Annotated in this window: 24 protein-coding genes; 8 read left to right on the top strand and 16 right to left on the bottom strand. The window is 71.8% G+C overall.

What is annotated here, in order from left to right:
* Positions 1 to 153 precede the first annotated feature (153 nt).
* Entirely contained in the window at positions 154 to 2,550 is a 2,397-nt protein-coding gene (gene lon / locus H2038_RS13115; RefSeq protein ID WP_292114022.1) for an endopeptidase La, read from the top strand.
* Between the two features lie 134 nt (positions 2,551 to 2,684).
* Entirely contained in the window at positions 2,685 to 3,101 is a 417-nt protein-coding gene (locus H2038_RS13120) for an OmpA family protein (RefSeq protein WP_292114025.1), read from the top strand.
* Positions 3,102 to 3,143: 42 nt separating this feature from the next.
* Here the strand turns inward: H2038_RS13120 and H2038_RS13125 are convergent, their stop codons facing one another.
* From H2038_RS13125 to H2038_RS13145, 5 genes are all read right to left on the bottom strand, one after another.
* Positions 3,144 to 3,839 (bottom strand): pirin family protein, encoded by a 696-nt coding sequence (locus tag H2038_RS13125; protein WP_292114027.1) that lies wholly within the window; start codon positions 3,837 to 3,839, stop codon positions 3,144 to 3,146.
* A gap of 63 nt (positions 3,840 to 3,902) precedes the next feature.
* Positions 3,903 to 5,009, bottom strand: a complete 1,107-nt coding sequence (aroC, locus tag H2038_RS13130) for a chorismate synthase (protein WP_292114030.1) — start codon at positions 5,007 to 5,009, stop codon at positions 3,903 to 3,905.
* Between the two features lies 1 nt (position 5,010).
* Complete coding sequence (locus tag H2038_RS13135; RefSeq protein WP_292114033.1) at positions 5,011 to 5,388, bottom strand: VapC toxin family PIN domain ribonuclease; 378 nt, start codon at positions 5,386 to 5,388, stop codon at positions 5,011 to 5,013.
* Complete coding sequence (locus H2038_RS13140) at positions 5,385 to 5,591, bottom strand: type II toxin-antitoxin system VapB family antitoxin (protein WP_292114035.1); 207 nt, start codon at positions 5,589 to 5,591, stop codon at positions 5,385 to 5,387. Before H2038_RS13140 ends, H2038_RS13135 begins: the two co-directional genes overlap by 4 nt.
* Positions 5,592 to 5,650: 59 nt before the next feature.
* Complete coding sequence (locus H2038_RS13145; protein ID WP_292114038.1) at positions 5,651 to 6,376, bottom strand: DnaJ C-terminal domain-containing protein; 726 nt, start codon at positions 6,374 to 6,376, stop codon at positions 5,651 to 5,653.
* 87 nt (positions 6,377 to 6,463) lie between these two features.
* Between H2038_RS13145 and pdxH the strand changes: the two genes are divergently transcribed.
* Positions 6,464 to 7,138, top strand: coding sequence for a pyridoxamine 5'-phosphate oxidase (gene pdxH, locus H2038_RS13150; protein WP_292114097.1), 675 nt, complete (start codon positions 6,464 to 6,466; stop codon positions 7,136 to 7,138).
* Positions 7,139 to 7,142: 4 nt separating this feature from the next.
* On the opposite strand, the gene udk is transcribed toward pdxH, so the two are convergent.
* Positions 7,143 to 7,790 carry a uridine kinase gene (gene udk, locus H2038_RS13155; protein ID WP_292114041.1) on the bottom strand — a complete coding sequence of 216 codons (648 nt, stop codon included), beginning with the start codon at positions 7,788 to 7,790 and terminating at the stop codon, positions 7,143 to 7,145.
* 134 nt (positions 7,791 to 7,924) lie between these two features.
* On the opposite strand from udk, the gene H2038_RS13160 reads away from it, so the two are divergent.
* Positions 7,925 to 9,559, top strand: coding sequence for a long-chain-fatty-acid--CoA ligase (locus H2038_RS13160; RefSeq protein WP_292114044.1), 1,635 nt, complete (start codon positions 7,925 to 7,927; stop codon positions 9,557 to 9,559).
* Between the two features lie 36 nt (positions 9,560 to 9,595).
* The gene (locus H2038_RS13165; protein ID WP_292114047.1) at positions 9,596 to 10,255 is read left to right on the top strand and encodes a DUF1499 domain-containing protein; all 660 of its coding nucleotides are present in this window, start codon (positions 9,596 to 9,598) and stop codon (positions 10,253 to 10,255) included.
* A gap of 1 nt (position 10,256) precedes the next feature.
* Here the strand turns inward: H2038_RS13165 and H2038_RS13170 are convergent, their stop codons facing one another.
* From H2038_RS13170 to H2038_RS13185, 3 genes are all read right to left on the bottom strand, one after another.
* Positions 10,257 to 11,159 (bottom strand): MBL fold metallo-hydrolase, encoded by a 903-nt coding sequence (locus H2038_RS13170; RefSeq protein ID WP_292114050.1) that lies wholly within the window; start codon positions 11,157 to 11,159, stop codon positions 10,257 to 10,259.
* A gap of 220 nt (positions 11,160 to 11,379) precedes the next feature.
* Positions 11,380 to 11,772, bottom strand: a complete 393-nt coding sequence (locus tag H2038_RS13180) for a TIGR01244 family sulfur transferase (protein ID WP_292114058.1) — start codon at positions 11,770 to 11,772, stop codon at positions 11,380 to 11,382.
* A gap of 3 nt (positions 11,773 to 11,775) precedes the next feature.
* A complete protein-coding gene (locus tag H2038_RS13185; RefSeq protein ID WP_292114061.1) occupies positions 11,776 to 12,279 on the bottom strand; it encodes a hypothetical protein in 504 nt (167 codons plus the stop codon).
* 288 nt (positions 12,280 to 12,567) lie between these two features.
* Here H2038_RS13185 and H2038_RS13190 point away from each other — a divergent pair, with 288 nt between their 5' ends.
* Both H2038_RS13190 and H2038_RS13195 read left to right on the top strand, forming a co-directional pair.
* On the top strand, positions 12,568 to 15,555 hold the full coding sequence (locus H2038_RS13190; protein WP_292114064.1) for a TonB-dependent siderophore receptor: 2,988 nt from the start codon (positions 12,568 to 12,570) through the stop codon (positions 15,553 to 15,555).
* A 157-nt stretch (positions 15,556 to 15,712) separates the two neighbouring features.
* The gene (locus H2038_RS13195) at positions 15,713 to 16,264 is read left to right on the top strand and encodes a hypothetical protein (protein ID WP_292114067.1); all 552 of its coding nucleotides are present in this window, start codon (positions 15,713 to 15,715) and stop codon (positions 16,262 to 16,264) included.
* A 10-nt stretch (positions 16,265 to 16,274) separates the two neighbouring features.
* Here the strand turns inward: H2038_RS13195 and H2038_RS13200 are convergent, their stop codons facing one another.
* The 5 genes from H2038_RS13200 to H2038_RS13220 all read right to left on the bottom strand — a co-directional run bounded on the left by H2038_RS13200 (position 16,275) and on the right by H2038_RS13220 (position 23,120).
* The gene (locus H2038_RS13200; RefSeq protein WP_292114070.1) at positions 16,275 to 17,219 is read right to left on the bottom strand and encodes a methyltransferase domain-containing protein; all 945 of its coding nucleotides are present in this window, start codon (positions 17,217 to 17,219) and stop codon (positions 16,275 to 16,277) included.
* A gap of 89 nt (positions 17,220 to 17,308) precedes the next feature.
* Positions 17,309 to 19,972, bottom strand: a complete 2,664-nt coding sequence (gene metH / locus H2038_RS13205) for a methionine synthase (protein WP_292114073.1) — start codon at positions 19,970 to 19,972, stop codon at positions 17,309 to 17,311.
* A gap of 168 nt (positions 19,973 to 20,140) precedes the next feature.
* Positions 20,141 to 21,208, bottom strand: a complete 1,068-nt coding sequence (locus H2038_RS13210; RefSeq protein WP_292114076.1) for a homocysteine S-methyltransferase family protein — start codon at positions 21,206 to 21,208, stop codon at positions 20,141 to 20,143.
* Entirely contained in the window at positions 21,205 to 22,164 is a 960-nt protein-coding gene (gene metF, locus H2038_RS13215; protein WP_292114079.1) for a methylenetetrahydrofolate reductase [NAD(P)H], read from the bottom strand. The genes H2038_RS13210 and metF overlap by 4 nt, the downstream gene beginning before the upstream one ends.
* Positions 22,161 to 23,120, bottom strand: coding sequence for a metalloregulator ArsR/SmtB family transcription factor (locus tag H2038_RS13220; protein ID WP_292114082.1), 960 nt, complete (start codon positions 23,118 to 23,120; stop codon positions 22,161 to 22,163). Before H2038_RS13220 ends, metF begins: the two co-directional genes overlap by 4 nt.
* A gap of 103 nt (positions 23,121 to 23,223) precedes the next feature.
* On the opposite strand from H2038_RS13220, the gene H2038_RS13225 reads away from it, so the two are divergent.
* Positions 23,224 to 23,700, top strand: coding sequence for a hypothetical protein (locus tag H2038_RS13225; protein ID WP_292114085.1), 477 nt, complete (start codon positions 23,224 to 23,226; stop codon positions 23,698 to 23,700).
* Here H2038_RS13225 and H2038_RS13230 read toward each other — a convergent pair whose 3' ends face one another.
* Entirely contained in the window at positions 23,701 to 24,585 is an 885-nt protein-coding gene (locus tag H2038_RS13230) for a DUF6065 family protein (RefSeq protein WP_292114088.1), read from the bottom strand.
* Positions 24,586 to 24,658: 73 nt separating this feature from the next.
* The gene (locus tag H2038_RS13235; RefSeq protein ID WP_292114091.1) at positions 24,659 to 25,591 is read right to left on the bottom strand and encodes a 2-hydroxyacid dehydrogenase; all 933 of its coding nucleotides are present in this window, start codon (positions 25,589 to 25,591) and stop codon (positions 24,659 to 24,661) included.
* Positions 25,592 to 25,607 lie beyond the last annotated feature (16 nt).

The following is a 25,607-nucleotide window of genomic DNA, read 5'->3' on the forward strand; positions in this document are numbered from 1 at the left end:
CGCGCAGGGCGGCCACGCTTGAACGCCGCAACCGCGCAACCACATACTCATTCAAAGGCCGTCGAAGACGGGCCGAGTCGAACCGGTCGGGCATTTCGCTCCGGCCGCCGGCCCGGCGGGTCCACGATCCACAAGGGCCCCGGAGTACGCATCATGTCCGAGACCAAGACCCTCCCCGTCCTGCCGCTGAGAGACATTGTCGTCTTTCCGCACATGGTCGTCCCGCTGTTCGTGGGACGCGAGAAGTCCGTGCGCGCGCTCGACGAGATCATGAAGGGCGAGAAGCAGATCCTGCTCGCCACCCAGAAGAACAGCGTCGATGACGACCCGGCCGCCGACGCCATCTATCCGATCGGCGTGCTGGCCAACGTCCTGCAGCTGCTCAAGCTGCCTGACGGCACCGTCAAGGTGCTGGTCGAGGGCAAGGGCCGCGCGCGCCTGCTGCGCTTCACCGACCGCGCCGACTACTTCGAGGCCGAGGCCGAGGAGATCGCCGACGAACAGGGCGAGGCCTCGCAGTCCGAGGCCCTGCTGCGCGCGGTGATCGAGCAGTTCGAAAACTATGTGAAGCTGAACAAGAAGGTGCCGCCCGAGGCGCTCAGCTCCATCCCGCAGATCACCGACCCGTCGCGCCTCGCCGACTCGGTCGCCGCCCACCTGTCGGTGAAGATCGGCGACAAGCAGGCCCTGCTCGAGACCGTCGCCGTGCCGGCGCGGCTGGAGAAGGTCTATGGCCTGATGGAAGGCGAGATCTCGGTCCTGCAGGTCGAGAAGAAGATCCGCTCGCGCGTGAAGCGCCAGATGGAGAAGACCCAGCGCGAGTACTATCTCAACGAGCAGATGAAGGCGATCCAGCGCGAGCTGGGCGAGACCGACGACCAGCGCGACGAGATCATGGAGCTCGAGAAGCGCATCCGGAAGACCAAGCTGTCGAAGGAGGCGCGGGCCAAGGCCGAGGCCGAGGTCAAGAAGCTGCGCAACATGAGCCCGATGTCGGCCGAGTCGACGGTGGTGCGGAACTACCTCGACTGGCTGCTGTCGATCCCGTGGGGCAAGGCGCGGACCAAGCCGATCGATCTGGCCAAGGCCGAGGCGATCCTCGAGGAGGACCACTACGGCCTCGAGAAGGTCAAGGAACGGATCATCGAATACCTGGCGGTGCAGGCCCGCACCGGCAGCCTGAAGGGACCGATCCTGTGCCTCGTCGGCCCTCCCGGCGTCGGCAAGACCTCGCTGGCCAAGTCGATCGCCAAGGCGACCGGCCGCGAATACGTGCGCATGTCGCTGGGCGGGGTGCGTGACGAGGCCGAGATCCGCGGTCACCGCCGGACCTACATCGGCTCGATGCCGGGCAAGATCATCCAGTCGATGAAGAAGGCCAAGACCACCAACGCCTTCGTCCTGCTGGACGAGATCGACAAGCTGGGCGCCGACTGGCGGGGCGACCCGTCCTCGGCCCTGCTCGAGGTGCTGGACCCGGCCCAGAACTCGACCTTCGGCGACCACTACCTGGAGGTCGACTACGACCTGTCGCAGGTGATGTTCGTGACGACGGCCAACAGCCTGAACATGCCGCAGCCGCTGATGGACCGGATGGAGATCATCCGGGTGTCGGGCTACACCGAGGACGAGAAGGTCGAGATCGCCAAGCGCCACGTGCTGCCGAAGCAGCTCGCCGACCACGGACTCAAGGAGGGCGAGCTGATCGTCCCCGAGGAGTCGATCCGCGAACTGATCCGCTACTACACCCGCGAGGCCGGGGTGCGTTCGCTGGAGCGCGCGCTCGGCGGCATCGCCCGCAAGGCGGTGCGCGAGATGGCGCGGACCAAGGCCGTGTCGATCACCGTCGACAGCGAGAAGCTGGCCGAATACGCGGGCGTGCGGAAGTATCGCTACGGCGAGACGGACGCGGAGGACCAGGTCGGCATCGTCACCGGCCTGGCCTGGACGGAGTTCGGCGGCGACATCCTGACCATCGAGGCGATCAAGATGCCGGGCCGCGGCCGCATGACCGTGACCGGCAACCTCAAGGAGGTGATGAAGGAGTCGATCTCCGCCGCCGCCTCCTACGTCCGGGCCCGTTCACTGGCCTTCGGCGTCAAGCCGCCGGTGTTCGAGAAGACCGACATCCACGTGCACGTGCCCGACGGCGCGACGCCCAAGGACGGTCCCTCGGCGGGCGTGGCCATGACGGTCGCCATGGTCTCGGTGCTGACCGGCGTCCCGATCCGCAAGGACATCGCCATGACCGGCGAGATCACCCTGCGCGGCCGGGTCACCGCCATCGGCGGCCTGAAGGAGAAGCTGCTCGCGGCGCTCCGCTCGGGCGTGAAGACGGTGCTGATCCCGGAGGAGAACGAGAAGGACCTCGCCGAGGTGCCCGACAATGTGAAGGGCGCGCTGGAGATCGTCCCGATCTCGACCGCCGACGAGGCGCTGAAGTGGGCCCTGACCGGCACGCTGACGCCGGTGGAGTGGGACGAGGAGGCGGAGCCGCTGCCGGCCGCCCCGCCGATCCAGGACCCCGGCACGGTGCCGGCCACGCACTGACGAACGGAACCCCGCCGGGATCGCTCCCGGCGGGGTTTTCGCATCGGCCGGAGGCCGTCAGATCCGGTCGGATTGACAGGTCTGGGCGCCCCCCACAACCTGCCGCGGACGTGTAACGCGCTGTGGAGGCTGACATGTTGTTGATCCCCTCTCTGGCTGTGGCGCTCCTCGCCGGCGGGGCCCAGACGCCGCCGGGGGAAGCGGCGGCGCACATCTATTTCGAGCGCGGCTCGGACCGGCTGAATGTGGCGGGGCTGGAGATTGTGGAGGCGCTGGCGAGCTTGCCGGCCGCCAGCCGGGGGATGCTGATCGTGGAGGGCCACACCTCCACCATCGGCGAGGCTGCGGACAATCTCGCGCTGTCCCAGCGCCGCGCGAACGCGGTGCGCGACGCGCTCGTGGCCACGGGAATCCCGGCGGACCGGATCACCACCATGGCCTTCGGCGAAAGCGCACCGGTGCGCGCGGAGAAGGACATGCGTGAGCCGCTCAACGACCGGGTGCTGGTGGCCATCTCCGCACCGGAGTCCGCCGGGACGAGCGGCAAGTGACGGCTCCGGCTCCCCTCGGGAAAGCCGGAGCCGCCTTCAGCCTCAGCGGCTGTCGACCATCACCAGCTCGGCGTCGGCCTTCGCCGTGATCCTCACCGTCGCCTCGTCGACGATGGCGGCGGCGTCGCGCGCGTTCAGCGTCTCGCCGTTCACCTCGACCTCGCCGACGGCGGGCACCAGATAGGCGCGGCGGCCCGGCCCGAGGTCGTAGTCCAGGCTCTCGCCGGCCTTCAGCGTGGCCCCCAGCACCTTCGCGTCGGCGTTGATGGGCAGGGCCCCGTCGGCCGGGTCGCCCGAGGCCATCACCGTGAAACGGCCCGAGCGGTCGCTCTTCGGAAAGTCGCGCTGGCCCCACGCGGGCGGGGCGCCCGGCCGGTCGGTCTCGATCCAGATCTGGAACAGGGTGGTGGTCTCGTCCTCGAGGTTGAACTCGGCGTGGCGCACCCCCGTGCCGGCGCTCATCACCTGCACGTCTCCGGCGGCGGTGCGGCCGCGGTTGCCCATGGAGTCCTCGTGGGTGATCGCCCCGGTGCGGACGTAGGTGATGATCTCCATGTCGGCGTGCGGGTGGGGCGGGAAGCCCGACTTCGCCGCGATCTCGTCGTCGTTCCACACCCGCAGCCGGCCCCAGCCCATGCGGCGCGGGTCGTAGTAGCCGGCGAACGAGAAGTGGTGGCGGGCCTTGAGCCAGCCGTGGTCGGCGCCTCCGAGGCTGTCGAAGCGGCGTACGTCGATCATGACGCGATACTCCCTTGCAGGGCGCGCCACGGGCGGCGCGCCGGTCAGGCGCTATATAGGTAACTAGTACTGTTGCGGAAAGGGGGCGCCCGTCTGCGCCCGGTGCCTGAGCAGGGCGTCGGTCAGCACGCAGGCGGCCATGGCCTCCACCACCGGCACGCCGCGCAGGGCCACGCACGGGTCGTGCCGCCCCTTGGTGCGCAGCTCGGTCTCCTCGCCGTCGCGGGTGATGCTCCGCCGGGGCGTCAGGATGGAGGAGGTCGGCTTGAAGGCCACCCGGGCGGTGACCGGCTGGCCAGTGGAGAGGCCGCCCAGCACGCCGCCGGCGTGGTTGGACAGGAAGACCGGCCGGCCGTCCTCGCCCAGCTGCATCTCGTCGGCGTTGTCCTCGCCCGACAGCTCGGCCGCGCCGAAGCCCGCCCCGATCTCGACGCCCTTGACCGCGTTGATCGACATCAGGGCGGCGGCCAGTTCGGCGTCCAGCTTGCCGTAGAGCGGCGCGCCCCAGCCGGGCGGGACGCCGGTGGCCTCCAGCGCGACCACCGCGCCGATGGAGGAGCCGGCCTTGCGCACCTCGTCCAGGTACGCCTCCCACGCGGGGACCACCTCCGCCGAGGCGGCGAACAGCGGGTTTTCGTACACGGCGTCGAAATCGACCGCCCCGGGCGGGATGCGATGCGGGCCGATCTGAACCCCCCCGGCGCGGATGCGGACCGCCTCGCCCAGCACCTTGCGGGCGATCGCCCCCGCCGCCACCCGCGCCGCCGTCTCGCGCGCCGAGCTGCGCCCGCCGCCGCGCGGATCGCGGACGCCGTACTTGGCCTGGTAGGTGTAGTCGGCGTGGCCGGGGCGGAAGGCGCGGGCGATCTCGCCATAGTCCTTCGAGCGGGCGTCCTCGTTCTCGATCAGGATCGAGATCGGCGTCCCCGTCGTCACCGGCCCGGCGCCGTCGTCGTACGTGCCCGACAGGATCCTGGCCGTGTCGCTCTCCCTGCGCTGGGTGACGAAGCGGCTGCCGCCGGGCTTCCTCCGGTCCAGCCACGGCTGCAGGTCGGCCTCGCTCAGCGGAATCCCCGGCGGGCAGCCGTCGACCACGCAGCCGATCGCCGGCCCGTGGCTCTCACCCCAGGTGGTCACGCGGAACAGATGGCCGAAGGTGTTGTGGGACATGTCAGTGGTGTAGCCGCGCGGCGCGGCCGTAGCGAGCCGCGGCTGCGTTCAGCCGGCGGTCGCGGGTCCAGAGATCCACATCTTCGCGCAACAGGACCGCGGCCAGAAGGTGCATGTCGACCCAGCTCAGACCCGCCCCGTAGTGCCCGCCAGTCTCGATGAGGCTCAACACTTCGCTGTCGCTCGCGGCGCCCACGCGATGCAGGGCGTCAAGCTCTGCCAGCGTGCGTCCTCGCTGCGGCAGGTTGCCCATCGCCAGCTCGCCGATGACGAAGGGGTGCATCCGAACGCGCTTCGCCCTCAGGCAGAGTTCGAGAAGGCCGTCGCCGACGCGGAAATGCTCGGCCCAGACCGAGGAGTCCACGAGGATCAGCCTCATTCGTCTTCGGCGACGAAGTGGCGCTTCCGGGGCGCGGGCTCGAAATCCGGCATGGAGCCGCCCATGGCGGCCAGTCGTCGCGCAGCCTCTCCGCTCACATAATCGCGCAGGGCGAAGCGGATGATGGCCGACGGCTCGGTCAGGCCGCTGTACTCGGCCGCCCGGGCAAGAAGCTCGTCGTCGATCGTGACGGTGGTTCGCATGCCCGTGCTCGCATCAATTGGTGCATCAATGATGCGCTTTCTGATGCGCTACGGCAAGCTCAGGCCGCCATCCGCTCCGGCGTCCAGACGCGGGTGAAACGGACCAGCAGGTCCTCGGCGGAGGAGGGGGCGTCGGCCGAGGGCTCCAGCGTCACGAACAGGTGGCCTTGCGGGCGCGATCCGCGGGCGGGGAGGCCCAGTCCCTTCAGCCGCACCCGCAGCGTCTCCTGCTCGGCCACGATCCACGCCGAGCGCGGACCGGCCCAGGTGTCGATCTCGACCCGGCCGCCGTCCTCGATCAGCCGCGGCGGCGTCGGCCAGCCCATGTACAGGTCGTCGCCCAGCGCGCTCAGCCCCTCGGCGGCGCGGATCAGCACCGGCAGGTGCAGGTCGGCGCCGTCGGCGCCGCCCCGGCGCAGGCGCAGGTGCTCGCCGGAGCGCATTCCGGCCGGGACGCGCACGCGCAGGGTCCGGCCGCCGATCTCCACCGTCGCGCGACCGCCGCGCAGGGCCTCGAGCGGCGTGATCGAGACCACCGGCGGCGGGGCCGGCCGGACCGGCGGCGGCTCCAGCGCCGGCCCCCGCGCCTCGCCCTGCAGCAGCCGCCAGGCGGCGATCACCTTGCGGAAGCGGGTCTCGTCGCCGCCCGGCTGGTCGGGCCGCGCCGCCTTGACCGCCGCGCGGAAGGCCGCGGTCAGGGCCGCGCCCTCGGTCGGGCCGGTCAGGCCGAGCAGGGCGAGGGCCTCGCGGGTCGAGGCGACTTCGGGGTGGGAGCGGGCGCGCATGCCGCCACTACAGCGCCGGATATGGTCAAGGCCGGGTTAACCGTGAAGCCCCTCCCCAAGGTCGCCGGCAGGGTCTATCTGCAGGCCATGACCGCGCCTGTGATCCCGCCCAGCCCCACCCGCGAGGAATACGCGGAGCACTACGCCGCCGCCCTGGCCGCCAACGGCGACGAGAGCATCTTCGACCGGGACGACCCGGTCGGGCTGTTCGTCGAATGGCTGGCCGACGCGCGGGGGACCGAGCCGAACGACGCCAACGCCATGGCCCTGGCCACGGTCGACGCCGACGGCCAGCCGGACGCCCGCATGGTGCTGCTCAAGGACGTCGATGCGCGGGGCTTCACCTTCTACTCCAACCGCGAAAGCGCCAAGGGTCTGGCGCTGGCGGCCCATCCCCGCGCCGGCCTGCTGTTCCACTGGAAGACCCTGCGCCGGCAGGTGCGGGTGCGGGGGGCGGTGGAGCCGGTGAGCGCGGCCGAGGCCGACGCCTACTTCGCCAGCCGGGCGCGCGAGAGCCGCATCGGAGCCTGGGCCTCGGAGCAGTCGCGCCCGCTGGAGAGCCGCGACGCCCTGGAGCTGGCCGTGGCGCGGGAGACGGCCCGTTTCGAAGGTCGCGAGGTGCCGCGGCCGGAGCGCTGGACCGGCTGGCGCGTGATCCCGGAGAGCGTCGAGTTCTGGCGCGACCGGCCCTTCCGCCTCCACGACCGGCTGCGGTTCGACCGCGCCGGCGACGGCTGGACGCGCACCCGCCTCCAGCCCTGAGGCCTCAGCGGCCGACCAGCGGCGCCAGCAGGGGGTGGGCGAGAACCGGCGCCGCCAGCCGCACCACGACCTGCGGATCCTCGAGCCGCACGGCGGCGGTGGCGTCGGCGACGATGAAGTCGGCGGCGACCCGCGACGGCTCCGTCAGGCGCTCGTGCCCCGGGCGAACGGTGGCCAGATACTGGGCGATCACCGAGTCCGCCGTGCGGCCGCGCTCCGCCTGGTCGCGCAGCAGCCGACGGATGAAGCGGATGTCGGCGGGGGTGTCGACGAAGACGCGGATGTCGAACAGCTCGACGAGGGCGGGCGTGCACAGCACGTGGGTGCCCTCGACCACCACCACCTCGGCGGCGCGGACCGGCTCGCCCCCCGGTTCGCGGCTGTGGTGGATGAAGGAATAGACGGGGGCGACCACGTCCTCGCCCGCCTTCAGGGAGGTCAGGTCCCGGATCAGCAGGTCGTGATCGCGCGCGGCGACGTCGTCGAAGTCGAAGGTGGCGGGATCGAAGTCCGGCAGGCCGGCGGCGTCGCGGTAGTAGGAGTCCTCGCGCAGCAGCACCGCCGCGCCGGCCGGAAGGGCGGCGACCAGCGCCTCGGCGAGGGTGCTCTTGCCGGAGCCGGAGCCGCCGGTGATGGCGATGAGGACGGTCATGGCCGCCTTCTAGGGCGGCCGACCGGCTTTCGCCAGCCGCCCAGGGCGCCGTTACGTCACGTTGCCTGTTGCGGATCGAGCCGATAGCGTGACGGCCAAGCGCCCCGGAAAGCAGGCGCAGGCAAGGGACGACAATGCTCGGATTGATGCAGGACTGGCCGCTGACGGTCGACCGGATTCTCGACCACGCGAAGAACTGGCACCCGGACCGGGAGGTGGTCACCCGATCGGTCGAGGGGCCGGTCGTGCGCACCACCTACGCCGAGATCCACGCCCGGGCGAAACGCGTCTCCGACGTGCTGAAGGGCTGGGATGTGAAGGTCGGCGACCGCGTCGCCACCCTGGCCTGGAACACCGGCCGGCACATCGAGGCCTGGTACGGCATCATGGGCATCGGCGCGGTCTGCCACACCCTGAACCCGCGCCTGTTCCCCGAGCAGCTGGCCTACATCATCAACCACGCCGAAGATCGCATCATCTTCGTCGACCTGACCTTCATCCCGCTGCTCGAGGCCGTGCTGCCGCACTGCCCGTCGGTCGAGCGGGTGGTGGTGATGACCGACGAACTGCACATGCCGGCGACGAAGCTGCCGGGCGCCGAGTGCTACGAGGCCCTGCTGGCCACGGCGTCCGGGTCCGTCGAGTGGGGCGGCTTCGACGAGCAGACCGCCTGCGGCCTCTGCTACACCTCGGGGACGACCGGCAATCCGAAGGGCGTGCTGTACTCGCACCGCTCCAACTTCATCCACACCCTGCTCGGGCTGCAGACGACGGTGCTGGGCGCGACGCCGAAGGAGGTGATCCTGCCGGTGGTGCCGATGTTCCACGCCAACGCCTGGGGCATCGCCTTCGGCGGGCCGGCGGCGGGCTCCAAGCTGGTCATGCCCGGCGCGAAGATGGACGGCGAGTCGATCTACGAACTGCTGGAGACCGAGGGCGTCACCTTCTCGGCCGCCGTCCCGACCGTGTGGCAGGGGCTGCTGGCGCACGTGCGCGAGAAGGGGCTGAAATTCTCGACCCTGAAGCGGGTTCTGATCGGCGGCTCGGCGGTGCCCGAGAGCCTGATCCGCGCCTTCCACGACGGCTACGGCATCGAGGTCATCCAGGGCTGGGGCATGACCGAGACCTCGCCGATCGGCACCCTGTCGAACCTGACGCCCGAGCTCGAGGCCCTGCCCTACGACGAGCAGATGAAGTGGCGGATCAAGCAGGGCGTGCCGCCGCTCGGCGTCGAGCTGAAGCTCAAGAACTACGCCGGTCAGGAGATGCCGCACGACGGGCACACCTACGGCCGCCTGATGGTCCGGGGGCCGACCATCGCCGGCGCCTACTTCAAGGGCGAGGGCGGCGACATCCTCGACCACGAGGGCTTCTTCGACACCGGCGACGTGGCCACCATCGACGAACACGGCTTCATGCAGATCACCGACCGCGCCAAGGACGTGATCAAGTCCGGCGGCGAGTGGATCAGCTCGATCGAGATCGAGAACATCGCGGTCGGCCATCCGAAGGTCGAGCTGGCCGCGGTCATCGGCGCGGCCCACCCCAAGTGGGACGAGCGGCCGGTGCTGGTCGTCAAGCTCAAGCCGGGACAGGCCGAGGAAAAGCAGGAGCACCTCGACTTCCTGCAGGGCAAGATCGCCAAATGGTGGATGCCGGACGACGTGGTCTTCGTCGACGACATTCCGCTCGGCGCCACCGGCAAGATCGACAAGAAGGTGCTGCGCGAGCGTCTGAAGGATTACCGCCTGCCGACGGCGGGGGGCTGACCCGTGGCGCGCGGGCCGTCAGGGGGCCGGGGGCTCGTGCAGGCGCTGCTCGTGGCGGCGGCGCTCGCGCCGCTGCTGGTCCTGCTCGCGGCCCTGGGGGTCCGGGCCGGCCTGCTGTCGCTGGAGACCGGCTGGTCCCTGCTGACGCTGGAGGTCGCCTGGCGGCTGTCCTGGCTGGGCGCGGCGGCGGCGCTGCTCGCCGTGGTCCTGGCGCTGAAGGACGTCCGCCGCTCCGGCCTCTTCGCCCTCGGCGCGGTGCTGATCGCCGGCGCCGCCCTCGGGGGCTTCATCTGGCAGAAGGGCCGGCTGGCCGACGGGCCGGTCGAGCACGTCAGCACCGACCTTGAGGAAGTCCCCGGCTTCGGGGCGCTGGACGACCGTCGGGGCGGTCCCGGGCCGGGGCGGCCGGTCGGCCCCGAGGCCTGTCCGGGGGCGCAGCCGGTGATGCGCCAGGTCGCGCCCCAGGTCGCCGGCTGGGCCCTGGAGCAGGCCGGCTTCCGGGTGCACGGCTTCGGGGTGCAGCGGGCCGACGGCACGCGCACCGGCTACTGGTTCGGCGTCACCCACGACGCGGTGGTCCGCATCCGTCCGGGCCGCACCGACATCCGCGTCGCCGCCCGCGACAGCCTGCCCCACGGCGGCGAGGCCTGCCGGCTGGCGACGCAGATCAGCGAGGCCCTGCGCAGCGGGCGCTAGCTCAGCGCAGCGTCCAGGCCGCGTCGAGCGTCGGCGCCGGGTCGGCCGTCGCCTGACCGGCGCGCTCCAGCGCGATGAGATGGGCCCAGACCGAGAGGGCGGCGGCGGGCCAGAGCCGCTCGTCGACGGCCGCATACAGCCGGGCCACGATCTCGCGGATGCGCCGGTCGCCGGCCGCCAGCCGCTCCAGGATCTGCGCCTCCCGCTCCAGCCGGTGGGCGCGATAGGCGGCGAGGAACGGCCCCGGCTCGCGGACGGGCGGGCCGTGGGTCGGCCAGACGGTGTCGAACTCCCGCGCGATCACCGCCTCGAGGCTGGCCATGTAGGCCGTCATGTCGCCGTCGGGCGGCGCCACCACAGTGGTCGACCAGCCCATGATGTGGTCGCCGCTGAACAGGGCGTTCTCCTCCCGCAGCACGAAGGCCATGTGGTTGGACGCGTGACCCGGGGTCGGCAGGGCCTCGATCGTCCAGTCCTCGCCGCCAAGCCGTTCGCCGCCCTCCAGCACCCTGTCCGGGAAGAAGTCGTCGTCGTGGTCCTCGTCGAGCGCGGTCGAGACGTGAACCGTGCGCGCCGGCGGCCGCGCCGCCAGCACCGGCGCGCCCACCGCCGCGGCGAAGGGGCGGGCGAGGGGGGCGTGGTCGCGGTGCGTGTGCGTGACCAGCACGTGCGTCACCCGCCGGCCCTCGACCGCGGCCAGCAGAGCCTGCAGGTGGCGCTCGTCCGCCGGCCCCGGATCGATGACCGCCGCCGGCGCGCCCGGCGCGTCGCGGCCCACGATGTAGGTGCCGGTGCCGGTGAAGGTGAACGGGCCGGGATTCTCCGCCACCACCCGGCGGATCAGCGGCGATACGGCGTCGCAGCGGCCCCAGGCGAAGTCGAACGCGCGGACGAACGGGATCATGCGCCCGCGGCCCCGGCGCGGCCCGCCGCTTGCGTCAACCTTCCGGTAACCTTCCGGGGAGTGCCGAAGATGGCCGTTTCCATGGCGCTGGCTGTATCAGATCGGCTCAGACCCGTCGCCGCGGCCTTTCTGTGTCTCATGGCGGCCCAGCTGGTGGTCGCGTCGTGCACGCCGGAACCGGCGCCCTACGCTGCGCGCGCCGCCGTGATCCGCTGAGGCCTCACAGCGGCAGGCGGCTGAGGTCGTAGCCGGCCGCCGCCGCCGCGCTGCGCACCTCGGCGGGATCGGCCCCCTGCGCGCAGCAGGCCATCGCCCAGGCCGCCGCCGAGCGGCCGCCGGACCGGCAGTACAGCAGGGTCGGCGCGCCATCCGCCAGGGCGGAGCAGATCCGCTCCACCGCCGCCGCGTCGGGCAGGCCGCGGACGGGAACCCAGCAGTAGTCCAGCCCCGCGGCGCGCGCCGCCGCCTCCATCTCGTCCGAGGTCGGCTGCCCCGGGTCCTCGCCGTCCGGGCGATTGTTGATCACGCGCCGGACGCCGGCCCCCGCGGCGGCGGTCAGCTGTTCGGGCGATACCTGCGGAGAGGCCCAGACCCCGGGCGCCAGTTTGCGCATGTTCTACTGCCTCCGTACGCGGACGGCGCGGCTGCCGCCGATGGTCATCAGATAGCTGCCGAGGCTGGCGCGTCGCACGCGCACCTCCTGTCCCGGACGGTTCCGGAAGCGGAACGGGTCGCTGTCGACCTGCCGCCAGGCGCTGCCGTCCGCGAGACGGAAGACCCAGCGATTCTCGCCCGTCTGGACGGCGCTCGCGAGCGTGGTCTCGATCGCCTCCAGCTCCGCGTCCTCGCCGCCGCCCAGCAGACGGGGAAGGGTGGGGAGTTCGAAGCCGAACAGCTGGCGGCGGGTCTCCTCCACCGCCACGCGGTCGATGACCACCAGCTCGCCCTGACGTTCGGCGGCGTCGAGGGCGGCCGCGGCCGCGTCGTAGCAGGCGAGGCGCGCCGCATCCTCCGCCACCGCCCGGCAGGCGGTCAGGCGTTCCAGCATCTCCGGACGGGACTGCGGCGGCGTCTGCGTGGCGACGAGGGTGATGGCCGCGAGGGCGGGAAGAAGAGCCATGCCTGGATTCCAGCGACCCCGATCGCGGGGCTTCCGATCAGTCCGCCAGACGGTCCCGCAGGTCAACCGCGTGCCTTGTAACCGTGACCGTGACGATATCGTGGCCCAAATGCGACAGTGGCGCTTCGGAAGGATTACAAGACCGTAATTACGGTGGCGAAAACAGCGCGACGGGGCCTAACCTCCCATAACTGCGGTCGGGAGTCTGGCCGCGGGGGAAGGGACCCACTCGTTCCAAGGCCGCGGCGGCGCGCTTCAACGTGACCGCCGAACATCAGGAGACGACCTTTGAGAAATCAGAAAACCCGCTTGCTGGCGACGACGATGATCGGCGGTTTCGCCGCCCTCGCCTTCGCTGCGCCCGCCATGGCGCAAGATGCGCCTGCTCCGCAGCAGGAGACCCAACTCGGCGAGGTCGTCGTCACCGGTTCGCGTATTCCGCAGACCAATCTGGTGACCACCAGCCCGGTGACCCAGGTGACCGGCGAGGACATCGACGTCGCCGGCGTGACCCGCGTCGAGGATCTGGTGGCCCAGCTGCCGCAGGCCTTCGCCGCGCAGAACTCCACCGTGTCGAACGGCGCCTCGGGCACCGCCACCGTGTCGCTCCGCAACCTCGGTTCGTCCCGCACCCTGGTGCTGATCGACGGCCGCCGCATGGGCTACGGCTCGCCGAACGACGACGCCGCCGACCTGAACCAGATCCCGGAACAGCTGGTCGAGCGCGTTGAGGTCCTGACCGGCGGCGCCTCGGCCGTCTACGGTTCGGACGCCGTCGCCGGCGTCGTGAACTTCATCATGAAGAAGGACTTCGAGGGCATCCAGATCGACGCCCAGTACGCCTTCTACCAGCACAACAACGACTATGACGGCCCGGGCAACCTGCGTGACGTCATCGCCGGCCGCGCCGCCACCAACCCGGCGCAGTTCCGGCTGCCCGACGACAATCAGATCGACGGCGAAAGCCGCTCGGTCAACATCACCATGGGCGTCGCCACCGAAGACGGCCGCGGCAACCTGATGGCCTACGCCGGCTATCGCAACAACAACTATGTGCTCGGCGCCTACCGCGACTACTCCGCCTGCGCCCTCGGCGGCGAGGCCGCCGGCAGCTTCACCTGCGGCGGCTCCAGCACGGCCTTCCCGGGCCGCTTCATCTCGCTGGCGAACGGCGCCGACGTGACGGTCGCCGGCGGCGCCGGCACCGGCAACGGCACCTTCGTGCCGTTCAACGCCGCCACCGGCCAGTACAACTACGGCCCGCTGAACTACTTCCAGCGTCCTGACGAGCGGTACACGCTCGGCGCCTTCGGCCGCTACCAGGTCAACGACAAGGTCGAGGCCTTCGCCCAGCTGATGTTCTCCGACTATGAGTCGGTCGCCCAGATCGCGCCCTCGGGCGCCTTCCTCGGCCCGATCATCGAGGTGAGCTGCGCGAACCCGCTGCTCTCGGCCCAGCAGGCCAACGAGATCGGCTGTACCGCTCCGGGCGACACGATCGACATGCTGATCGGCCGCCGCAACGCGGAAGGCGGCGGGCGTCAGGACTCGATCAACTACACCTCCTATCGGGGCGTGGTCGGGGTCCGCGGCGAGTTCATGGCGGGCTGGAACTATGACGTCGCGGCCCAGTTCTCGCGCGTCCGTCTGGCCCGTACCTATATGAACGACTTCTCCAACACCCGCCTCGGCCGGGCGCTGGACGTCGTCGACGTGGGCGGCACCCCGACCTGCCGTTCGGTGGTCGACCGCACCGACGAGAACTGCGTGCCCTACGACATCTTCTCGCCCGGCGGCGTGACCCCGGAAGCGCTGGAGTACCTGCAGATCCCGCTGATGCAGAACGGCGAGACGACCCAGCAGGTCATCACCGCCGCGATCACCGGCGACACCGGCTGGTCGATGCCGACCGCCTCGCGCACGCTGCAGGTCGCGTTCGGCGCCGAGTATCGTCGCGACGCCCTGGACTCGGTCACCGACAACGCCTTCGCCACCGGCGACGGCGCCGGTCAGGGCGGCCCGACCATCGGCTTCAGCGGCGACACCGACGTGGCGGAAGTGTTCGGCGAGTTCCAGCTGCCGCTGGCCGACGACCAGCCGTGGGCCTACTCGGCCTCGATCGACGGCGCCTATCGCCGGTCGGAGTACGAGAACTTCGGCGCCGACACCTACAAGATCGGGGTGGACTATGCGCCGGTCGAGGACGTCCGCTTCCGCGCCAGCTATTCGCGCGCGGTGCGGGCCCCGAACGTGATCGAGCTGTTCACCGCCCAGGGCTTCAACCTGTTCGACATGGACTTCGATCCCTGCTCGGCTCCGGGTCGCGCGGCGAACAACGCCGGTCCGGTCCCCGCCAGCTGCATCGGGACGAACCCGTGGCAGGTCTCGCCGGGTGAATCGGCGGGCGGCCTGCTGGACAGCCCGGCCGGCCAGTACAACTTCCTGCAGGGCGGCAACCCCGACCTCGAGCCGGAAGAGGCCGATACCTACACCTTCGGCGTGGTCTTCACGCCGTCGTTCCTGCCGCGCTTCAACCTGTCGGTCGACTACTACGACATCAAGGTGGACAACCTGATCGACACCATCGATCCGCTGAACACCCTTGACGCCTGCTACACGGCCGGCAACGCCCAGGCCTGCTCGCTCATCGTGCGCGACGGTCCGACCGGCGCCCTGTGGCTGAACGACGGCAACGTCATCGACACCAACGTCAACATCGGCGGCCTGCGCACGTCCGGCGTCGACTTCAACGCCAACTACGGCGTCGATCTCGAGGACTGGGGCGCGCCGTCCTACGGCTCGCTGCAGTTCGCCTTCGTCGGCACCTGGCTGGAGTCGCTGGAGACCGACACCGGTCTCGGCTTCGGCAACAGCGTCTACGACTGCGCCGGCTTCTTCGCGAACCAGTGCGGCGTTCCGAACCCGGAATGGCGTCACCGCGCGCGGGTCACCTGGGTGTCGCCCTGGGAGGTCGATGTCTCGGCCACCTGGCGTCACTACAGCGAGGTCGAGATCGGCGTGCTCGGACCGGACGGCAGCCTGAACAACAGCCCGGACCGTCTGGACCGCTTCCTCGACGCCCAGAACTACCTGGACTTCGCGGCGACCTGGCAGGTGCGCGACACCATCACGGTGCGGGCGGGCGTGAACAACGTCCTGGATAGCGATCCGCCGCTGTCCTACAGCGTCGGCACCACCGGCAACAACAACACCTACCCGCAACTCTATGACGCTCTGGGTCGGTACTTCTTCTTCGGCATCACGGCCAACTTCTAGGCCTGAAGCCTGAGGCAAGCGGGGCGGCGGATCTTCGGGTCCGCCGCCCTTTTTGCTGCCCGCCGCCTTTGTGCGCGCCGCAGAAAAACCATCTGCCGATTCAAGCGTTGCTGCGTCCTGCCGGGGCGCCCACGCGCCCGTCCGTTCCGGAGCCTCCATGTTCGCCAGCCTCGCCGCCGCCCTTCTGCTCTCCCAGACCCCCGCCCAGACGCCGGCCCCCGTCCCCGCCTCCCAGGAGGGGCCGATCGCCACCGCCAACACGGCCGAGACCGCCGAGGCGCTGCGCCTGCGCGAGGCGGTCGCCTACGCCAATCCGCTGCCGCGCGGCGCGCCCGAGGCGGACTATCCGCTGGTGGCCTGGTGCGAGGCGCTGGTGAACGGGCATGTCGCGCTGGGCGAGACCCTGACAGACGCGGATCCGCTGGATCGGGAGATCATGCGCCTCGGCCGCCTCGAGGCCGCCGATTTCCGCAGCGCCCTGGAGGCGGCCCGCCCGCGGCAGAGCGCCGCCGTCCTGGCGGCGGCCCGCGCCGCCGCCGCCGAGGCGACGGCCAAGTGGGCGCCGCTGGAGGGTCAGGAGGAGGCGGTGCGCAGCCAGGCCTTCGGCCTGTTCTTCGGCCTCCCGGGCCGCTGCGAGCACGCCGCCCGCCGGCTGCGCGAGAACATCACCACCCCGCCCGCGACGCCGGCCGAGGTGGGGCTGGAGTAGGCGGCCGGCCTCACGGCTTCGCCAGGGCCAGGCGCCACCCGACCAGCGCGCCCCGGGCGTCATGCTCGGGCCCGCGCTCCACCGGCTCCAGGCCTGCGGCGACGGCGCGGGCGACAAAGGCCTCGAGGCCGGCCGCATCCAGCGCGGCCCGGATCTGACAGGTCTGCCGACGACGCCATGCGGCGCTGCCGGTCTCGACCTCGTCCAGTCGGGCCAGGGCGCTGGCCGGCTCGTAGGCGTCCGCGCGGGCAGCGAGATCCGTCAGGTAGTCGACGAGGTAGCGGGCGGGGCCGTAGGCGGGATCGGGCTTCAGCCGGGCGGCCGCGCGCTCGACGGCGTGGCGAAAACCGGCGTCGGCGGCGGCCCGGGCGGCCGCGGACGCGCCCCCGGCGCGGGCGGCGAAGGCCCGGCGCGCCTGACGAAAGGCGGCGCCGCCGCCCAGCACCCGGTCATGGGCGGCGACCTGGTCGGCCGTCTGTCGGCTGATGACGCTGTCGGCATGGTGCATCAGCATGAGCGCCCGGCCGCCCGGTTTCAGCACCCGGAACAACTCGGCCAGGGCCGGGCGTGGATCGGCGTACTCGATGCCGAACTGCGACGAGGCGCCGTCGAAATGCTCCGGCGGGAGCGGCATCCGCTCCAGCGCCACGCCGCTCAGAAGGGTGCAGCCGGCGAGCGGCGGCGCCTCGGCGTAGTCCACTCCGACGATCTCGAAGCTCTTCCCGGCCGTCGCGGCGGCCTCGAGCGCGTAGCCGGCGATGCGACCGCCACCGGTCGCGAGGTCGAGCAGGCGCGCTCCGGCGGGGAAGGCGGCGAACCAGCCGCGCCAGAGAGCGCCGGAGTCGAGGCCTTCCGCGCCGGCCGGCGTTCCGAAGGTCACCGCCGCCTCACGGCCGGCCCGCCAGTAGTCGGTCCAGTGCCAGCCGCGCCGGGCTTTCGAAGGGGAACGATCCATGGCGGCTTCCTGCCCCCGCGCCGGGGTCCGCAGCCGGCCGGCCATGCTCTCTGTGGTACGGGGGGCAGGTCAAGCCCGCGCGGAACGGCTCAGGCGGCCCGGTCGCCCCCGTCGGCGGCCGGCTCGTAGTTCAGGATCGGCGCCAGCCACCGTTCGGCGGTGGCGAGGTCCCAGCCCTTGCGGCGGGCGTAGTCCTCGACCTGGTCGCGGTCGATCCTGCCGACGCCGAAATAGTGGCTCTCCGGATGGGCGAAGTAGAGCCCCGAGACCGAGGCCGGCGGGTTCATGGCGAAGCTGTCGGTCAGCTGCATGCCGGCGTTGGCTTCGGCCTGCAGCAGGCGGAACAGCGTGGCCTTCTCGGTGTGGTCCGGCTGGGCCGGATAGCCCGGAGCCGGACGGATGCCGCGGTAGCGTTCGGCGATGAGGTCCTCGACCGTGGTCGCCTCATCGGCGGCGTAGCCCCACAGGCCGGTGCGCGCCTCCTTGTGCAGCCGTTCCGCGAAGGCTTCGGCCAGCCGGTCGGCGAGGGCGGTGGACAGGATGGCCGAGTAGTCGTCGCCCGCGGCGCGGAAGGCGACGGCCTTCTCCAGCTCGCCATGGCCGGCGGTGACGGCGAACCCGCCGATCCAGTCCTCCCCGTCCTCCGCCACGAAATCGGACAGGCACAGGTTGGGCTTGCCGTTGGCCTTGTCCATCTGCTGGCGCAGGCCGTGGAAGCGGGCCAGCTCCGCGGTCCGGCCCTCGTCCGCCCACACCACGATGTCGTCGCCGCGGGCGTTTGCCGGCCAGAAGCCGACGACGCCCCGGGCGGTGAACCACCGTTCGTCGACGATCCGGTCCAGCATGGCCAGGGCGTCGCGGTGCAGGTCGCGGGCGGCCTGCCCGACGATCTCGTCCTCGAGGATCTGCGGGTACCGCCCGATCAGCTGCCAGCTGGCGAAGAAGGGGGTCCAGTCGATGTGGTCGGCGAGGTCGCGCAGGTCCCAGGCCTCGAAGACGCGGACGCCGGGGAAGGACGGGCGCGGCGGGGGGGAGGGCGCCTCGGGCCGGAAGCGGTTGGCCCGCGCCGCCGCCAGCGTCGCCCGGGCCTTGGTCTGCTGGCGGCGCGCGAACTGCTCGCGGAGACGCGCGTACTCCTCGCGCGTCGCCTGCTCGTTCCTGGCCTTTTCGGCCGGCGACAGCAGGCCCGAAACCACGCCGACCGCGCGGGAGGCGTCGACGACATAGGTGGTCGACCCCCGCCGGTAAGCCGGCTCGATCTTCACCGCCGTGTGGGTCCGGCTGGTGGTGGCGCCGCCGATCAGCAGGGGAATGGAGAAGCCGCGCCGCTCCATCTCCGAGGCCACGAACACCATCTCGTCGAGGCTCGGCGTGATCAGGCCGGACAGGCCGACGATGTCGACCCTGTGCTTCTCCGCCTCGTCCAGGATGCGGTCGGCCGGAACCATCACGCCGAGATCGATGACCTCGTAGTTGTTGCACTGCAGGACCACGCCGACGATGTTCTTGCCGATGTCGTGGACGTCGCCCTTGACGGTCGCCATCAGCACCCGCCCCGCCTGTCGGCGCGGCTGGCCCGCCTTCTCCGCCTCCATGAACGGCTCGAGCCAGGCCACGGCCTGCTTCATCACCCGCGCCGACTTGACCACCTGCGGCAGGAACATCTTGCCCGCGCCGAACAGGTCGCCGACCACGTTCATCCCGTCCATCAGCGGGCCTTCGATGACGTGCAGCGGCCGCTCGGCGGCGAGGCGGGCCTCCTCGGTGTCGGCCTCGATCCAGTCGGTGATGCCGTGCACCAGGGCGTGCTCGATCCGCTTGCCCACCGGCGCCTCGCGCCACGACAGGTCGACCTGCCGCGCCGCGCCCTTTTCGCCCTTGTAGGCCGGCGCCATGTCCACCAGCCGCTCGGTGTTGGACACGTTGGTCCGCTGCGGCCGGTTCAGGATCACGTCCTCGACCGCCTCTCTCAGCGGCGGGTCGATGTCGTCATAGACCGGCAGGTCGCCGGCGTTGACGATCCCCATGTCCATGCCCGCCTGGATGGCGTGGTACAGGAACACCGAGTGGATCGCCCGCCGCACCGGCTCGTTGCCGCGGAAGCTGAACGAGACGTTCGAGACGCCGCCGGACACGCGGGCGAAGGGCAGGGTGGCCTTGATGGCCCGCGTCGCCTCGATGAAGTCGACGGCATAGTTGTCGTGGTCCTCGATCCCGGTCGCCACCGCGAAGATGTTCGGATCGAAGATGATGTCCTCGGGCGGGAAGCCGATGTCGTCGACCAGCAGCCGGTAGGCGCGGGTGCAGATCTCGATCTTGCGCGCGGCGGTGTCGGCCTGGCCCTGCTCGTCGAAGGCCATCACCACCACGGCGGCCCCGTAGCGCAGGCATTTGACCGCCTGCTCGCGGAACTCGGCCTCGCCGGCCTTGAGGCTGATGGAGTTGACGATCGGCTTGCCCTGGACGCACTTCAGCCCGGCCTCGATCACCTCCCACTTCGAGCTGTCGATCATCACCGGCACGCGGGCGATGTCCGGCTCGGCCGCCATCAGGTTGAGGAAGGTGGTCATGGCCTTCGGCCCGTCCAGCAGGCCCTCGTCCATGTTGACGTCGATGATCGCCGCGCCGGCCTCCACCTGCTGCCGCGCGACGGCCAGGGCGGCGGCGTAGTCGCCCTCGACGATCAGCTTGCGGAATTTCGCCGAGCCGGTGACGTTGGTCCGCTCGCCGACATTGATGAAGGTGGGACGCATTCTAGAGGCCCTTCTCCCGGAGGGAGAAGGAGGGGCCCGCGCCGTCAGGCGTGGGAGGATGAGGGGGCGCGGAGCCCGTCTGGCGCGGGCGTACGCCCACACCCTCCCGCCGCTTCGCGGCGGGCCCCTCCCTCTCCCTGCGGGAGAGGGGGATCGCGCGGCGCCCCGTCACGCGACCAACTCAAACGGTTCCAGCCCGGCCAGCCGCAGCGCCCGCGGCCGCTCGGGGATCGCCCGCGGCGTCACCCCGGCCACGCCTTCGGCGACGCATCGGATGTGCTCCGGCGTCGTGCCGCAGCAGCCGCCGACGATGTTCACCAGGCCCGAGCGCGCCCACTCCTCGATGAAGCGGGCCGTCTCGTGCGGCTGCTCGTCGTACTGGCCCATGGCGTTGGGCAGGCCGGCGTTGGGATAGGCGGCGACGAGGGTGTCGGCGACGCGGCTCAGCTCGGCGATGAACGGCCGCATCAGTTCGCCGCCCAGGGCGCAGTTGAAGCCGACGGCGAACGGCCGGGCGTGGCGCACGCTGTTCCAGAAGGCCTCCGCCGTCTGGCCCGACAGGGTGCGGCCCGAGCGGTCGGTGATGGTGCCGGAGATCCAGATCGGCAGGGGCTCCAGCCCCTCGTCCTCGAGATCCTTGATGGCCTTGATCGCCGCCTTGCAGTTGAGCGTGTCGGTGATCGTCTCGATCAGATACAGGTGCACCCCGCCCTCGTTCAGGGCCTGCGCCTGCTGCCGGTAGGCCTCATAGACCTGGTCGAAGGTGACGCTGCGCGCCCCGGGATCGTTCACGTCCGAGGACATCGACAGCATCTTGTTGAGCGGCCCGATCGAGCCCGCCGCGAAGCGCGGCCTGGCCGGCTCCTGCGCGGTCCAGCGGTCGGCCGCCGCCCGCGCCAGCTGCGCGCCCTCCAGATTGATGTCGCGCACCGCCTGCGCGTCGAGGCCGTAGTCGTCCTGGGCGATGACGGTGGCCGAGAAGGTGTTGGTCTCGCTGATGTCGGCCCCGGCGGCGAAATAGCGGTCATGCAGGTCCGCGATCACGTCCGGCCGGGTCAGGCACAGGATGTCGTTGTTCCCCTTCATCTGGCCGGCGTGGGCGGCGAAGCGGTCGCCGCGGAAGTCGTCTTCCGCCAGCCCGAGGTGCTGGATCATCACCCCCCAGGCGCCGTCGAGCACCAGGACGCGCTCGCGCGCGGCGGCGTGCAGGGCGGCGATGCGACCTTCGCGGCTCATGACGTCGGCTCCGCCGCGACTTCCCGCACGCCCAGCACCCGGCAGATGGCGTAGACCAGGTCCGGCCGGTTGAGGGTGTAGAAGTGGACGTCCGGAAAGCCCTCTTCCTGCAGCCGGGCGCACATCTCGGCGGCCACCGAGGCGGCGACCAGCCGGCGCGTCTCCGGATCCTCGTCGAGGCCGTCGAAGTGGGCCGCCAGCCAGGAGGGCACCGTCGCGCCGCAGGCCGCCGACATCCGGCGCAGGGCGGCGAAGTTGGTCACCGGCATCACCCCCGGCACCAGCGGGATTTCGACGCCCGCCGCCCGGACCCGGTCGCGGAAGCGGAGAAAGGCGTCGAGGTCGAAGAAGAACTGGCTGATCGCCCGCGTCGCCCCGGCGTCGACCTTGGCCTTCAGCACCTCGATGTCGTGGTCGAGCGAAGGGCTCTCCGGATGCCCCTCCGGATAGCAGCCGACGCTGATCTCGAAATCGCCCCGTCGGGCGACGGCGGCGGTCAGCTCGGTGGCGTTGGCGTAGCCGTCGGGCCGCGGCTCATAGCGGCCGCCGATGCCGGCGGCCCCGGGCGGATCGCCGCGCAGGGCCACGATGTGCCGGACGCCGGCGGCGCGGTACGCGTCGATGACCGCGTCCACCTCGTCGCGGCTGGCTTCGACGCAGGTCAGGTGGGCGGCCGGCGCCAGCGCCGTCTCGGCGAGGATGCGCTGCACCGTCCGGTGGGTCCGCTCCCGGGTCGAGCCGCCGGCGCCGTAGGTCACCGAAACGAAGTCCGGCTGCAGCGGCGCCAGCCGCGTGATCGCCCGCCACAGGGTCGCCTCGGCCTCGTCGGTGCGCGGCGGGAAGAATTCGAACGAGACCCGCGGCCGCGAGGCGGCGTCGCCGGCGCGGGCGACGGGTCCCAGCGGGGAGAGCAGCAGGGCGCGGGCGTGGGCGAGGCTGAGCGGGGCGGGGGTCACGCGGCGCTCGCCCGGGCCGCCGCCCGCTCGGCCGTCCAGATCAGCACGGTCAGGCCCTCGGTGTCGGGGGGGAGGGCGATCGGCGCCAGCGGCGTCAGCCCGGCTGCGGCCAGCCAGCGGCGCATCTCCTCGTCGCCGAAGCCCAGCCGCCGGTGCTGGTGCTCGTCGCGCAGGTGTTCGAGCGTATGCGGGGCGAAGTCCACGATCAGCAGCCGCCCGCCCGGGGCCACCAGCCGGGCCGCCTCGGCCACCGCCGCCGCCGGATCGGCGAGGTAGTGCAGCACCTGGTGGATGATCACCAGATCGGCGCTCTGCTCCGGCAGGCGGGTGGAGAAGATGTCGCCGTGGCGCAGCTCCACCCGGTCCAGACCGGCCCGCGCCACATTGCTGCGCGCGATGTTGAGCATGTTCTGGCTGAGGTCGAGGCCCACCGCCATGCGCGCCCGGCCGCCCAGCAGGGTCAGCATCCGGCCTGAGCCGGTGCCGAGGTCCACGACGCGCTCGAACGGGCCGTCGCCCACCGCCCGGAGGATGGCCGCCTCGACCGTGGTGTCGCACACGTACAGCGAGCGGATCCGGTCCCACTGCGGGGCGATGCGCTCGAAGTAGGCGCCGGCGGCGGCCTCGCGCTCGCGCCGCACCTCCTCCAGCCGGCGGTCGTCGGCCTCGTTCTCCGAGGCGTCGAGCAGGTCCAGCACCGTATCGATGAGGCGGCGGGCTGCGGGGTCGGACGAGAGCCGGTAGAACACCCGCGCCCCGTCCGGGAACCGTTCGATCAGCCCGGCGTCGGCCATCAGCTTCAGGTGGCGGGAGACGCGCGGCTGGCTCTGGTCCAGGATGCGCGACAGCTCCATCACCGACAGCTCCTCCCCGGCCAGCAGGGACAGGACGCGCAGCCGCGTCGGCTCCCCGGCGGCGCGCAGGCTTTCGACGATCTGGTCGGCGGACAGGAGCATGACCGAGATATAAAGATATCCTTATATGATTATGCAAGCGAAAATTCTGGCGCATCGGCGCCGTCGGGGACAGTCTGGGCCCGCTGCTTTCGAGGAGACTCCGATGAACCCGCGTCTTCCCGCCTTCGCCCTCGCGACGGCCGCGGCCCTCGCCGCCGGCCCGGTTGCGGCCCAGACCGCGGCTCCCGCCGGCCCCGGCATGATGATGGGGCCGCCGCGCGAGGCGGCCGCGGTCGCCGCCTGGGCCGATCGCCTGTTCGCCCGCCTCGACGCCGACGCCGACGGGGTCATCACCGGCCGCGAGCTGGTGGTCCTCGGCCGGGGCGAGATCGCCGCCCGCGGCGGCTCCCGCCTTCGCGCCATGGTCTCCCAGTCCGACGCCAGCAACGACGCCCGCGTGACCCCCGAGGAGCTGCAGGCCGGCGCCCTGCGCTGGTTCACCCGCCTCGACGCCGACGGCGACGGCCGCCTGTCCGACGCGGAGCTGCCGCGCCCGCCGGCCCCGCCGCGCGCCGCCGCCCCGGCCGGGGGGATGGCCGGGCCCGCGCCCATGCCCGGCATGGACGGGGAGGAGGACTGATCAGGCCTTCGGCCCGCCGCCGAGGTTCAGCCCGGTGTAGTCGATGGCCCCGAAGGCCGGCGCCGGCCGCGGCTCCGGTCGCGGCGGCTCCGGCGCAGCCCCCTCCGGCAGGGCGGCCAGCCGCCGCTTGTTGACGTGCGCCTCCGGCCGCGGCGCCGCCGCGTCCGGGAACTCGCCGCGGAAATAGTAGCGCTGCCACGCCTGCTTGGCCGCCTCCGGATCCCCGGCGGCCAGGCGGTCGTTGAACTCGCCCCGCACCGTCTTCCACGTCTCGTACTGGCGGCCCAGGTCGCTGTCGGCCTCCAGCGGCGCCCCCACCGGCTGGAACGCCTCCACCGCCCGGTGCTGCAGCGGCTGGATGAAGCAGAACGGCTCGTCCTTCTCGAACCGCACCCGGCCGGGGGCGGTGAAGCGCCAGTTCATGGTGAAGGGGTAGGGCAGCCAGTCGGTCTCCACCAGGCCCTCCAGCGGGGCGATGCCGTGCTTGAACCGGTTCGGGCTGCCCGAGCAGCGCAGCGCCCAGCCCGGCGGCGTCCGGAACAGCCAGCCGAGGTGGAAGGTCAGCACCCCGTGGGAGAAGTGCGACACCGCGAAATGCTCGAACAGGGTGGCGTCGGCGTCGGGAAAGAAGCGGATCGCCTCCGCCCCCAGCCCGCCGTCCCACTCGGCCTCGAAGCCGAACGGGCACAGCAGGTCCCACCCCGTGGTGTTGGCCATGCTCAGCGGCAGGCAGCGGTAGGGGTGGCGGGCGGCGAAGGCGTCCATCCAGTCGCGGTCCGGCCGTCCCGGGACCAGCCGCGGCGGGTCCGGCCGCACGGGATAGCACTCCAGCGTCGGCGCCTCGGTCGCCGTCGCTGCGGGGGTCTCGGTCTCGGTCTGGCTCAAGCCGGGCCTCGCTGTCGGGGAATCCACGGCCGCATCACACCGCAGAACGCCGCCCCCCGCCAGCCGGAAACGCTCAGGCGTCAGGAACCGGCGTCTTCAGCGGCGCCCCGGCGAAGGCCGCCTGCAGGTTCTCCAGCAGCAGCCCCAGCATGCCCTGCACCGCCTCGGTGGTGGCCCCGCCGGTGTGCGGCGTCAGCACCGTATTGGGCACGCCCGCCCAGCGCGCGGCGTCGGTCGGCTCGTCCTCGAACACGTCCAGCGCCGCCTGGCCCAGCCGCCCGGTCTTCAGCGCCGCGATCAGGGCGTCCTCGTCGACCAGCTGGCCGCGCGCCACATTGACCAGCAGCCCCTGCGGCCCCAGCGCCTCGATCACCTCGGCCGAGACCAGGCCGCGGTTGCTCTCGTCGGCCCGGCAGGCGACCACCAGGATGTCGCTGTCGCGTGCCAGCTCGAGCAGCGAGCCGGCCCGCGGCCACGGCGCATCCTTCTCCCGCGGCCCCCACCAGCGCACCGTCATGCGCAGGGCCTCGGCCCGCCGCGCCACCGCCTCGCCGATGGCTCCCAGGCCGACGATCCCGACCCTCTGCCCCTTCAGCGAATGGGTGATGGTCTTCGACTCCGCCGTCCAGCCGCCGGCCCGCAGCGCCCGGTCGCCGGCGACGAGGCCCCGCCGCGCGGCGATGATCAGCCCCAGCGCATGGTCGGCGACGTCCTCGTGATTGACCCCCGGCGCATGGCTGACCGCCAGCCCCCGCGCCCGGCACCAGGCCACGTCGACGCCGTCGTAGCCGGAGGTGAAACAGGCCACCAGCTTCAGGTTGGGCAGGCTCTCGACCAGCCGCGGATCCAGCGGAAACTCCCCCGCCACCACCAGCGCCCCGACATCCTGCGCCGCCTCCACCGGCGGCCCCTCCCACAGCCGATAGACGTCGTAGCTCCCCTCCAGAAAGGCGGTCAGCGGCGCGAGGTGACGCTGCACGATCAGCACGGCGGGACGCTGGGTCATGGGGGCAGACTAGCGC

It is taken from the genome of Brevundimonas sp. (genome assembly GCF_013912005.1).
In the GTDB taxonomy this organism is placed as follows: domain Bacteria; phylum Pseudomonadota; class Alphaproteobacteria; order Caulobacterales; family Caulobacteraceae; genus Brevundimonas.

Coding starts and splice junctions, on each gene's coding strand:
- lon (WP_292114022.1), top strand. CDS start 154: ATGTCCGAGACCAAGACCCTCCCCGTCCTGCCGCTGAGAGACATTGTC.
- H2038_RS13120 (WP_292114025.1), top strand. CDS start 2,685: ATGTTGTTGATCCCCTCTCTGGCTGTGGCGCTCCTCGCCGGCGGGGCC.
- H2038_RS13125 (WP_292114027.1), bottom strand. CDS start 3,839: ATGATCGACGTACGCCGCTTCGACAGCCTCGGAGGCGCCGACCACGGC.
- aroC (WP_292114030.1), bottom strand. CDS start 5,009: ATGTCCCACAACACCTTCGGCCATCTGTTCCGCGTGACCACCTGGGGT.
- H2038_RS13135 (WP_292114033.1), bottom strand. CDS start 5,388: ATGAGGCTGATCCTCGTGGACTCCTCGGTCTGGGCCGAGCATTTCCGC.
- H2038_RS13140 (WP_292114035.1), bottom strand. CDS start 5,591: ATGCGAACCACCGTCACGATCGACGACGAGCTTCTTGCCCGGGCGGCC.
- H2038_RS13145 (WP_292114038.1), bottom strand. CDS start 6,376: ATGCGCGCCCGCTCCCACCCCGAAGTCGCCTCGACCCGCGAGGCCCTC.
- pdxH (WP_292114097.1), top strand. CDS start 6,464: ATGACCGCGCCTGTGATCCCGCCCAGCCCCACCCGCGAGGAATACGCG.
- udk (WP_292114041.1), bottom strand. CDS start 7,790: ATGACCGTCCTCATCGCCATCACCGGCGGCTCCGGCTCCGGCAAGAGC.
- H2038_RS13160 (WP_292114044.1), top strand. CDS start 7,925: ATGCTCGGATTGATGCAGGACTGGCCGCTGACGGTCGACCGGATTCTC.
- H2038_RS13170 (WP_292114050.1), bottom strand. CDS start 11,159: ATGATCCCGTTCGTCCGCGCGTTCGACTTCGCCTGGGGCCGCTGCGAC.
- H2038_RS13180 (WP_292114058.1), bottom strand. CDS start 11,772: ATGCGCAAACTGGCGCCCGGGGTCTGGGCCTCTCCGCAGGTATCGCCC.
- H2038_RS13185 (WP_292114061.1), bottom strand. CDS start 12,279: ATGGCTCTTCTTCCCGCCCTCGCGGCCATCACCCTCGTCGCCACGCAG.
- H2038_RS13195 (WP_292114067.1), top strand. CDS start 15,713: ATGTTCGCCAGCCTCGCCGCCGCCCTTCTGCTCTCCCAGACCCCCGCC.
- H2038_RS13200 (WP_292114070.1), bottom strand. CDS start 17,219: ATGGATCGTTCCCCTTCGAAAGCCCGGCGCGGCTGGCACTGGACCGAC.
- metH (WP_292114073.1), bottom strand. CDS start 19,972: ATGCGTCCCACCTTCATCAATGTCGGCGAGCGGACCAACGTCACCGGC.
- H2038_RS13210 (WP_292114076.1), bottom strand. CDS start 21,208: ATGAGCCGCGAAGGTCGCATCGCCGCCCTGCACGCCGCCGCGCGCGAG.
- H2038_RS13220 (WP_292114082.1), bottom strand. CDS start 23,120: ATGCTCCTGTCCGCCGACCAGATCGTCGAAAGCCTGCGCGCCGCCGGG.
- H2038_RS13225 (WP_292114085.1), top strand. CDS start 23,224: ATGAACCCGCGTCTTCCCGCCTTCGCCCTCGCGACGGCCGCGGCCCTC.
- H2038_RS13235 (WP_292114091.1), bottom strand. CDS start 25,591: ATGACCCAGCGTCCCGCCGTGCTGATCGTGCAGCGTCACCTCGCGCCG.